The sequence below is a fragment of the Nocardioides sp. genome (assembly GCF_036401255.1).
Lineage (GTDB): Bacteria > Actinomycetota > Actinomycetes > Propionibacteriales > Nocardioidaceae > Nocardioides.
In genome coordinates, this window is the sequence record NZ_DASWVI010000369.1 from 1 (window position 1) to 9,565 (window position 9,565).

At 71.4% G+C, this 9,565-nt stretch carries 13 protein-coding genes; 8 read left to right on the plus strand and 5 right to left on the minus strand.

The features are described 5' to 3' along the window. The 4 genes from VGD85_RS17015 to VGD85_RS23180 form a co-directional block, all read right to left on the minus strand. On the minus strand, positions 1 to 1,245 hold a 1,245-nt coding region (locus tag VGD85_RS17015; RefSeq protein ID WP_331064621.1), incomplete at its 3' end, for an ATPase, T2SS/T4P/T4SS family. Then, entirely contained in the window at positions 1,242 to 1,994 is a 753-nt protein-coding gene (locus VGD85_RS17020) for a hypothetical protein (RefSeq protein WP_331064622.1), read from the minus strand. The genes VGD85_RS17015 and VGD85_RS17020, both read right to left, overlap by 4 nt. Before the next feature lie 90 nt (positions 1,995 to 2,084). After that, positions 2,085 to 2,771 carry an SAF domain-containing protein gene (locus tag VGD85_RS17025; RefSeq protein ID WP_331064623.1) on the minus strand — a complete coding sequence of 229 codons (687 nt, stop codon included), beginning with the start codon at positions 2,769 to 2,771 and terminating at the stop codon, positions 2,085 to 2,087. Positions 2,772 to 3,071: 300 nt separating this feature from the next. Continuing rightward, positions 3,072 to 3,536, minus strand: a complete 465-nt coding sequence (locus VGD85_RS23180; protein ID WP_414690828.1) for a helix-turn-helix transcriptional regulator — start codon at positions 3,534 to 3,536, stop codon at positions 3,072 to 3,074. 319 nt (positions 3,537 to 3,855) lie between these two features. On the opposite strand from VGD85_RS23180, the gene VGD85_RS17030 reads away from it, so the two are divergent. Both VGD85_RS17030 and VGD85_RS17035 read left to right on the plus strand, forming a co-directional pair. After that, the gene (locus tag VGD85_RS17030) at positions 3,856 to 4,197 is read left to right on the plus strand and encodes a hypothetical protein (RefSeq protein WP_331064624.1); all 342 of its coding nucleotides are present in this window, start codon (positions 3,856 to 3,858) and stop codon (positions 4,195 to 4,197) included. A gap of 66 nt (positions 4,198 to 4,263) precedes the next feature. Next, positions 4,264 to 5,553: an ATP-binding protein gene (locus VGD85_RS17035; protein WP_331064625.1), complete on the plus strand. Its 1,290-nt coding sequence runs from the start codon at positions 4,264 to 4,266 to the stop codon at positions 5,551 to 5,553. Here the strand turns inward: VGD85_RS17035 and VGD85_RS17040 are convergent. After that, positions 5,550 to 5,675, minus strand: coding sequence for a hypothetical protein (locus VGD85_RS17040; protein WP_331064626.1), 126 nt, complete (start codon positions 5,673 to 5,675; stop codon positions 5,550 to 5,552). The genes VGD85_RS17035 and VGD85_RS17040 overlap by 4 nt on opposite strands. Positions 5,676 to 5,936: 261 nt before the next feature. Between VGD85_RS17040 and VGD85_RS17045 the strand changes: the two genes are divergently transcribed. From VGD85_RS17045 to VGD85_RS17070, 6 genes are all read left to right on the plus strand, one after another. Beyond that, complete coding sequence (locus VGD85_RS17045) at positions 5,937 to 6,344, plus strand: hypothetical protein (protein WP_331064627.1); 408 nt, start codon at positions 5,937 to 5,939, stop codon at positions 6,342 to 6,344. 135 nt (positions 6,345 to 6,479) lie between these two features. Next, on the plus strand, positions 6,480 to 6,647 hold the full coding sequence (locus VGD85_RS17050; protein WP_331064628.1) for a hypothetical protein: 168 nt from the start codon (positions 6,480 to 6,482) through the stop codon (positions 6,645 to 6,647). Further along, on the plus strand, positions 6,644 to 7,357 hold the full coding sequence (locus VGD85_RS17055) for a hypothetical protein (protein WP_331064629.1): 714 nt from the start codon (positions 6,644 to 6,646) through the stop codon (positions 7,355 to 7,357). The genes VGD85_RS17050 and VGD85_RS17055 overlap by 4 nt, the downstream gene beginning before the upstream one ends. Positions 7,358 to 7,374: 17 nt before the next feature. After that, positions 7,375 to 8,313, plus strand: coding sequence for a helix-turn-helix domain-containing protein (locus tag VGD85_RS17060; RefSeq protein ID WP_331064630.1), 939 nt, complete (start codon positions 7,375 to 7,377; stop codon positions 8,311 to 8,313). Next, positions 8,310 to 8,834, plus strand: a complete 525-nt coding sequence (locus tag VGD85_RS17065; RefSeq protein WP_331064631.1) for a thermonuclease family protein — start codon at positions 8,310 to 8,312, stop codon at positions 8,832 to 8,834. Before VGD85_RS17060 ends, VGD85_RS17065 begins: the two co-directional genes overlap by 4 nt. A 16-nt stretch (positions 8,835 to 8,850) precedes the next feature. Beyond that, entirely contained in the window at positions 8,851 to 9,300 is a 450-nt protein-coding gene (locus tag VGD85_RS17070) for a hypothetical protein (RefSeq protein WP_331064632.1), read from the plus strand. The last annotated feature ends 265 nt before the right edge of the window (positions 9,301 to 9,565 follow it).

The following is a 9,565-nucleotide window of genomic DNA, read 5'->3' on the forward strand; positions in this document are numbered from 1 at the left end:
GACCTCCGGGCCGCGGACCTCACCGACGATCTGGCGGGCGAGGTTGAACCGGAAGGAGTGGTGGATGGCCTCCTCGAGGCTGAACTCGCCTGCCTGGCGGCCGTCGATGCCGACCTCGCCGGATCCGGGGCGGTGCTCCCAGGCGTGGACGATCTTGTGCCGGTCGACCAGCTCGTGCAGGTGCAGCTCGAACTCGGTCTCGAAGGTGCCGATCATCTCCCAGGGCGGGATGCACGAGCACAGCGCGCGGACCCAGGTGGTCTTGCCCGAGCCCTGGACGCCGGAGACGACGATGCTCTTGCCGGCCCGCACGCAGGCGGCGAGGAAGTCGGCCAGGACCGCGGTGCAGGCCTTGCGGTCGTAGACCATCTCGTCCATGGAGACATCGCGCATGCCGTGGCGGCGGATGACGACAGAGGTGTAGGCCATCACCCAGGAGCCGGCCGCGAGCCGCGCTCCCCCGGGCAGCCGGAGGTCTAGGTGCGGGCGGGCCTCGGTGAAGGGCCGGTTCTGCCGGGCGCCGAGGTCGGCGAGGAACTCGCGCAGCTCGTCCTCGGAATCGGCGATCGGGTCGGCCTCGACCAGGGTGCCGTCGACCAGCTCCAGCCACACCGAGCACACCGGGCCGCGGGCGATGACGATGATGTTCTCGACGTCCTCGCGCTCGACCAGGGGCTGCAGGCGGCCCAGACCGAACAGGGCGGCGTGGAGGGCGGACTTGAGCGCCTTCTCCTGGTCCTTGGTCCACGGAGGCCGGCCGATGGAGACCAGCGTCTCGGCTTCGGACTTGACGAGCTCCTCGATGACGTCGAGGCCCATCTGCTCGCGGTCCTCTTCGGTGACCCGGCCACCTTCCTTGTCGAGCCGGGCGGTCAGTCGCGAGGAGATCTCCGCGCGGTACTGCGCGATCAGCTCCCAGTCCAGCTCGACCCGGCCGTCCGCGCCGGGGACGTTGTGGTGGTGATCTTCCGGTGCGGGCGCCACGAGCGGGCGCAGGCTGAACTCCGAGCGAGCGCGGCCCGGAAGCTCCTGCTCGCTGGTCCAGGCGCCGGCGAAGATCGGCAGGGAGGTCGGGTCGTGGTCCTCAACGACCGGCGGCGGGGGCGGCGGGGTGCCGCTGGTGCTGCGGCCGCGGGCGAAGGGTGAGGTCTGCCCCCGGTTCGCGGCGTGACGTGACTCGAGCCACTCGTCGGCGCGCAGTGGGTCGCGACCGTTGGCGTCCCGGTGGTGTCCGTTGGTGCTCATGCGTGGCTTCCGTTCGTGGGAGCGAGGGCGGACTGGTTGACGCCGAGGACGGACTCGATGGCGGCGGCGCTGGCCCGGTAGCTACGCAGCAGCCCGGAGGACTCGAACTTGCGGGGCTTGCGCGCGCCGTGGGAGTAGACCTCGGCCACCTCGGGATCCCACTCCACCGAGGCGACGACGGGGATCTGCAGGGCCTTGGCGATGTGGCGGGCGGTGTAGGGCCGGACTCGGGCGCCGGTGGGCATCGCGGGCCAGCGTCGCTCCTCATCGACGAGGAGGACCCCGAGCCGAGACAGGCCACCGACCCCGGCGAACTGCGTCCGCAGGGTCTTGGCCCAGCTGGTGGCGCCGGCCAGGGCCGGCAGCGAGCTGCGGGTGACCAGCAGGGTCAGGTCGGAGGCGGCGATCAGCGGCTGGGGCCAGCCGGCGAGGCCGAGCCGGCCGGCGTCGACGACGACGTCCTGGCCGTTGCGCTCCAGGGCGCGCAGTTGCTCGGTGAGCGGCTCCCACAGGGGCAGCAGGCTGGGGGCCTGCTCGTGGGCCCGGATACCGGGCAGAAACCACGCCGACCGCTCGGCCGGCGCCTCGGGGTCCAGCAGCAGCGTCTCGCGCGGCAGCGCGTCGGCCAGCGTCCCCTCGCGCAGGGAGAGGGCAAGGTTGATCAGCCCGCCGGTCGGCTCCTGGGTGCCATGGAAGAACCCGGCGAAGACCGAGGAGGAACCGGTCGGGTCGGCGTCGACCAGGAGCACCGGCCGGTGCTAGTTGAGGGTGAGCCCGAGCGCCGTGGTCGAGACACCGGGCGAACCGCTCGCGGAGGCCAGGACGATCAGCGCCATGCCTCAGCGCTCCCGGGCGTCCAGCACGAGCGCGACCCGTCCGGTGGCGGCACGGGCAGCCAGGTCGGCGGCATCGGCCTCGGGCACCGAGACGTCGACGACGGTCTCCCCGGTCTCCTCGACCCGGCTAACACCAACGACGACTGCCTCGACGGTGACCGGCTCCTTGTCGGTAACCTCGCCCTGATCGCCGGGCGTGGTGACGATCCGGACGACGTCGCCGCCATAGAGCGGCTCCGAGGGCATCTGGCCAGGAGTGAGGCTGATGCCCACCAGGGACTTCCCCTCCCCCGGCACCAGGCTGTCGGTGACGGCCTGCTCGGTGAGCAGGGTGCCGGCCCACAGGTCGACCGCGGCGCGGCTGCCCTCGAGCTCGGCCTTCTGGCTTCCCGCGACCGGGGTCAGCGCCGGGTCGACGCTCACCCGCACGACGGCGAGGTCACCCGACTCGATGGCCTCTCCACGCTTGATGTCGCGGCTGACCACGAGGACTTCCTGCGTGTCGTTGACCGATGTGAACGCGAAGGCGGTACCCAGCGCTCCTGCAGCGACAAGCGCCGCACAGAGCGCGAACACCCATGGTCTGCGGCGCCGCCTGGGTGGTGGTTGCTGAGTGTGGTTGAGGTCCGGCATGGGACGGCTGTTGGTCGATGCCCCGTATGCCAGGCCGTGAGCGGTGTTCTGCGACATGGATCCCGAGTCCTCTCGTGTCTCGATCACCTACGTGTCAAGACGGGCCCTGAGCGGTCAGCACGAGCCCAACTCGATACTGACACACTAGTGCATTTCTATCGAAGCTCTCGCTCTCCGCAGATGACCGATCCCGAGATGCCATCGCCCAGTCCTGACCAGAGGGGTTGCGCGGCTCGATCCCCCCGATGGGACCGAGCATCAACGCCTCCGAACGATCCGGAGTCCATGGGACCACAAAATCGTCCGGTCTCACCGAACGAATTTCTCACCTGTGGATAAAGGTGAAACCGCCTTTGGCTACGAGCTCGGTTGGGCCGAGCCTGTGCCGCTGCGCCGGCGTTGCCGTTGCGCCTCATGGAATGCTGCGACAATCACTTCGACGGGCTCCCCGAGTGCGCCGGCTAGCGCTTCGAGCGACTGCGGTGCAGGGAGTCGGGTCCAGCGCCCTTGCTCCCACGCGTAATAGGTCGGCACCGCCATGTTCGCGGACGTGGCGAGGTCGGGAACGGTGAGCCCTGCCTGCAAGCGCAGCGCTCGCAGATCAGGGACATCACCGTCTAGGTGAATTAGCCGCAGCGTCGGGATGTCGAGGGCCTTGGCGAGTCTCACCAGAAAGTCGGGGCGCGGAGATGACGTACCCAGCTCCCAGCGAGAGATGCGCTCACCTCCAGCAGCCCCCACCAGGCGCGCCAACTCATGCTGAGTCAACCCCGCCTCCTCGCGAGCAGCCCTCAACGCATTGGGGTCGATTCCGGACGTCATCGCCGACGAACACTAGCGGTGATCAATCGTCTGCAGGACCGGTAGTCCGCCCGGCACCGGACCGACGACACGGGACCGCTGACCCCGTCTGCCGATCCCAGCGAGGGCGCCGATCGCGCCGCGGGCACAACTTGCCGCGCGACGACGCACTGGGCGCGATATCGCCCAGCCTCGGTTCAACCTTCGTGTCGGCGACCTGCCCTACTGGCCACCCACGGCGAACCTGAGGGCGAGCCTGCTGGATTCCTTCGGATCGCCGATGGGGCTGATCGCTTACCAACCCGCCGCGCACATAGGGGACCAGAAAGCGAGGTGGACGATGAGCACTTCCCCAACCCAGAACCCGGTCACCGGCGTGGTCACCTTCACCGCGCGCGGCACCGCCGCCCTCGACCAGCTGGCCGAGGACCTGGTGGCCGAGTGCGACGGCTCCCCAGCGAGCATCGCGGAGCTCTTCGAGCGGGTGCTGAAAGCCGACATCGAGGAGCTGACCAAAACCCTCAGTGAGGCAGCCCGGCCGGATCCCGATCTGCCTGACCGCGACATCGACGAGGTCGAACCGGCCGCGGGGAGCCCTGACGAGGCGGCACGTCGACGGTTGGAGGCGCGCACGCCAGGCGCAGCCGGTGCACGGACACGCAGCCTTGACGTCGGCCGATGATCCACGCCGCGGCATACACTTCGTTACACAAGGCCGCTGTGTAACAGAATGTACGGGAGACCTCTGATGCTGCCCAACCCCTACGCCCCGGGCGAACTGCCGCGGGTGCTGGCCGGGAGGGAACAACAGCAGGACAGGATCAGAGGCTACCTGAGCCGAATCGGCACCTACGGCGAGATGGGCGGCCCGCTCCTGGTGTTCCTAGGCCCGCGCGGGGTCGGCAAGACGTCCCTGCTGCGCGAGGCCCAGCGCGACGCCGAGGCCCACGGATTCATCACCGCATGGGTAGCCTGCCGCCGCAACGCGCCGTTCCTGCCCGACCTGGTGAGCCGTGTCGGCAAAGCGATCGAGACCGCGGACATCCTCCCTCGCTCCGAGAAGGGCAGCTGGCGTCTCCGCCTGGAGAGCATCGGCCTCGAGTTCGGCCTGCCCAGCGTGGTGAAGCTGAGCGCCACGGCCGCCGCCGACCGCTCCGGCACCGACGCGCCTTCACGCGGTGCCCAGATCTCAGCCCTCGAGGATCTCCTGCACGAGACCAGCACCCGGGTCCGCGGCCCAGGCGGCGCGGGCCTGGTGGTCTTCATCGATGAGCTGCACGCGGGCACCCGCGATGACCTCGCAGTTCTGCTCAACGCCATGCAGAACCTGGCTGGACGGCGCGAGGACAACCCGTTCGCCGTCATCGGCGCCGGGCTACCCTCGACGCCGGGAGTCCTGGTCAACGCGGCCACATTCGGGGAGCGCAGCACCTTCCTCACACTCCCCCGACTCGAGCCGGCCGCCGCGGCGGCCGCCGTCGCTGAGCCTGCAGCCGAGTTGGGCGTGACCTGGACACCCGCAGCGCTGCAGGCGGTCGCCGGCGAGGCCCAAGGGTTTCCCTATCTGCTCCAGGTCCTCGCGCACGCGACGTGGGAGGCGGCCCAACCCTCCGCGGCCGGCGACGTGCTCGACCTCGACCAGGTGCACGCAGGGCTGCCGCTCGCAGATGAGCAGCTGACCGCGATGTACGCAGCCCGGTGGGCGGCCGCGACGGACCTGGAGAAGCAGATCATGTCCGTGATGGCGCAGGCCGGCACTCCCACGGTGACGCGGGCAGAGATCGCCGCGGCGCTCGGCCGGCCCACGCAGGCACTGGGTGTTCCGCGGGAGCGCCTGATCGACAAGGGCATCATCGAGCCCGCCAGTCGCGGTGAGGTCCGGTTCACGATGCCCGGCTTCGACCGCTACATCCGCGAGACCCTGGCCACCGGAGCACCCTCGGCCGCCGACCCGGCACCCGGCCGTCTCGGTGCCGGCCGCCGCCGGCGTGAACTCCCGCCCGCCTCCGACGGCGGCCGCGACGGGCCGCGGAATTAGAGCTCGCGGCGAGCCTGCCGACGTAGGGCCGCCTCGAGCTCGGCGACGCCCTCGCCCAGCGGCATCGGGGGCGCGACGTCGGCGAGGTCGTCGAGCAGCTCGTCGACGTCGCCGTCCTCCACTGCGGTGCGCTGTAGGCGTCCACTGCCCCACCGCGGCGGCGAGTCGGCGATAGGCCTCGACGCGGCCGGAGCGTTGAACCAAGCGGCCACCGCCAGTGCCACTCGCCTTGCGATCAAGGCCGCCTGGTCGTCCATGGCCCGCTCAGTCTCCCGCCCGGAGACCCCGGCGGTTATCCACAGCCCGCCGCCGGCGGGCGCGCGTAACCCAGCGAGATCCGCGAGACTCAGGCCCAGCGAGACCTCTCGGCAGGAAGGCACCCGGTGGAAGACAACGACCAGCTCGAGGCGAGCGGGCACGCGACGGCGGCTCGCGAACACGTCTACAGCTTCAACCGCGCCACTAGGTGGGGGCGCGACCAGATCCCGGCCCAGACCTCCGACGAGCTCGCGGAGTTCGCCGACCTCGCGGCCGCGCTGCCCCAGGCGTTCTCGCAGCTGTCCAGCACCCTCGAGCAGGCATTGGCCGACCAGGCGCTCAGCATGGACTCGATGACCGACGAGTGCGACCCAGCCATGGCGATCGGCGTCGCGCGTCTCCACCTGGAGGAGGCCCGCGGACTCGCGGTCGACCTCCACAAGCACCTGAACGCCGCCCACAACGCCACCGCGCACATCATCAGCCAGGGCGTCGACGACGGGCCGGAGTCAATGCCCTGGGACCAACCCTGACCTCGTGCTCCAGCGACCCTCGGTGAACCGCGGCGCCTGAGGCCCGCGAGATTTCTTCGCGCTCGGTGATCGCCCGAGCGGGTCGACCTTCCTTTGGTGACCGAGACATAACCCCGGTCAACCAAGGAGCTGCCCGTGAGCACGCCCACCGATTCTCCCTCCGCCGCGGCCGACCGTGACCCGGTTCAGGAGGCCCGCAACCACCTCGAGCAGGCCCTGGCGGCCCTCGACCGCCTCCGCGACGTACTGCCCCTGTCGAGCAGCACGCCCCCGCAAGACACGGGAGGCGGTGAGTCTGCATGAGGACCGACACCGCTCTGCAGGCCGCCGACGCCGTCTTCATGGCCGAGCAGGCCGTGGGACGCGCCCGCCGGGTCGTCGACGAGCTACACAACACACTCAACTCCGCACTCCGGGTGCTCGATGACGCCGAGCTCGACTCGGCCAAGGCCCGGCTCAGCGACCGTGGTGACTACTACCTCGAGGCCGCCGGCGAGCACCTGAGCCGCCTGCGGCGGCACTGCAGCGACAACGCCGAGCTGGCCGACGAGCTCACCGGACACCTAGAGCGGACATCCCAGGCGATCGCGGACGCCCATGACCTCCTCCAAGACGCCGACACCTCCGATCCCGAGATCGCCAGTGAGGTCGCGCAGCTCAAGCCGCGCCTCGCCGTGGTGGGCGAGATGATCGACCTGGCCAAGCCGATGGCGCGCCTGACCGCCCAGCACGTCGACAGCGCGCAGCTGGCCGCCCAGCAGGTGACTCCGCCCTCGCTGCTGGAGCCGGTCACCCTCGAGCGGAGCATCGCGGCCGCAGGCAAGGAGCTCGGCCGCGCGGACGAGGACGTGCGCCTGCTCGAGAACGTCGTCGACCACGCCGCGGCCAACGCCCGGCAGTCGGCCGGGATCGCCAGTGACATCATCGACAACGCCCGCCGGCGGATGGCCGAGCAGGGCCGCGGCCAGGTGCCTCGCCAGGCGTCGCCAGCCGTCGCATCGCCGGCGCGGTAGGCAGTAGGGGACGGGTCATGGACCTCGATCAGGGCGGCCGCCGGCTGGCTGGCCTCATCCTCGATGCCGCCGGCCGCGGGCAGCATGACCAGGTCGCCGATCTGGTCGCGCCGCTGGACGCCGACCAGCTGCGGTCGCTGGTGGCCGTCCTCGCCGTCCAGGTCGACCAGACCCTGCCGGGGGCGCCGGCAACCGGCCGGGCGGCGGTGTGCGAGCTGGCCATCAACGCCGCGGCGCCGATGTTCGGCACCACCCCGGAGGCGATCCTGAGCGCCGAGCGCAGCCGCCCGGTCAGCGACGCCCGCGCCGTGGCAATGACCGCCGCCCGCGAGGTCGGCCTGTCCCTGCCGGCGATCGCCGAACACTTCAACAAGGACCACGGCTCGGTGATCCACGCCGTGCGCCGCACCGCCGAGCGACCCCGGCTGGCCGACGCCGCAGCCCGGGTCACCGAGCACGTCAACGACCGCTACACCGCCCAACTCCCCCGCCCCGAGGCCACCGTCGTCAGCCTCCACCAGGACCAGCCCGCGTCGACCTTCGAGCCCGATGGCCCGGTCGAGTACGCCGTCGTCGCGGCCGCCGAGGCCTTCGGCACCACACCCGAGGTCCTCCTGGGCGCCGATCGAACCCGGACGGCCGCCGACGCCCGAGCGGTGGCCATGACCGCGGCCCGCATCCACGGGCACAGCCTGCCGACGATCGCGCGGCACTTCGAGCGCGACCACACGACCGTGCTCCACGCCACCCGGCGGATCGAGAAGACCCCGCCGCTGCGCGACCTCGCTGCGAAGATCGCAGCCGAGCTCCCCGAGGAACCGGCCGCTGCCAGCACCCGCCCGGCCGACGTCGACGAGCAGATCCCCGAGGCCGGCTACCGGTCTCCCGGCGCTCGGGCCCAGGAGCGCGCGGTTCCCGTCTCCGGCGAGCGCCCTAAGCTGAGGGTCGCCCGGTGAAGGCCCTCATCGGCCTGGCTGCCGCTGCCATCGCCGCGCTGACCGCCGGCGGGATCACCGCAGCCCTCCCCGGCACCCCCACCGGCGCCGACCCATCGGAGGGCACGGCCACCCAGGTCAGGGTGACGGCCGTCGTGGACGGAGACACACTCCGCGTCGAGGACCTGGCCGGCCGCCCGCTCGGCCGAGTCCGCCTGCTCGGCATCGACGCCCCCGAAGTCGCCCACCCGCCGGCGCCCGCGGAGTGCTACGGGGACCAGGCAACCGACCTGCTCGCGGACCTCGCGCCGGTCGGCAGCACCGTCCAGCTCGTCGCCGACAGCGGACAGCCCGACCGCGACCGATACGACCGTCTGCTGCGCTACGTCGACCACGACGACGTCGACGTAGCCCACGAGCTCCTGGCCCGCGGCGCCGCATGCCGCTACGAGGGCGCCCAAGACCTCGCCCGCGCAGACTCGTACTCCGCGGCCGCCGACGATGCCCAGGACGCCGCCAGCGGCCTGTGGGGCACCTGCTGAGGGAGGGGCCGGGCGCATGGACGAGCAGCTGATGACCGCCGCCAAGACACTGGCCCGCTGGTGCTACGGCCGCGGCGTCGACGAGCGGATCCTCACCTGCGGTGACCAGCTGCTCAAGACGGCCGTCGACCAGGCGATCGGCCGACCCGCACCGACGCACCTCGAGCACGCGCTCTGGCAACAGACGGCCATGCTGCTGCGCCAACGGCGCGACTGGGACCGCGACCACCAGGTCACTCCCCCGCCAGCCGCGGCATGCCTTCCCTGCGCCGTTGCGGCCGAGCAGTGCCCTACCCATGCCGGTCGACGTTGTCGCGCCTGCGGTGGCCAGCTGCACCCCATCGTCGTCGACGAGGGCTTCGACACCCATCCGTGCTGCGACCGCCCGGGCTCGACCGGTTCCCACACCGTCCTCGAACACACGGCGCAGCTGCTGGGCGCCACGCTGCTGGCCCAGCCGGCCTGAGCCCGGGGCAACACGCCTTCCAAGGAGTCCGGCCGCGGTGATCGCCCGGACCCTCGCCCCGCACATAGGTGACCAGGAGGACCGGCGCAGCCGGTGCCGGTCCACGGGATCCATGGGAGTTCAGATGAGTGACGCCGCTCGCGAGGAAGCCGCGCTCGAGGAAGAGGCACGACAGCGCGCCGAGGAGATCAGGGCCAGCGAGGAGGCAGCCGCCCAGGCCGCGGCCGCCGACACCGGCCCCTCCCCCGACGCCGAGATCGCGCAG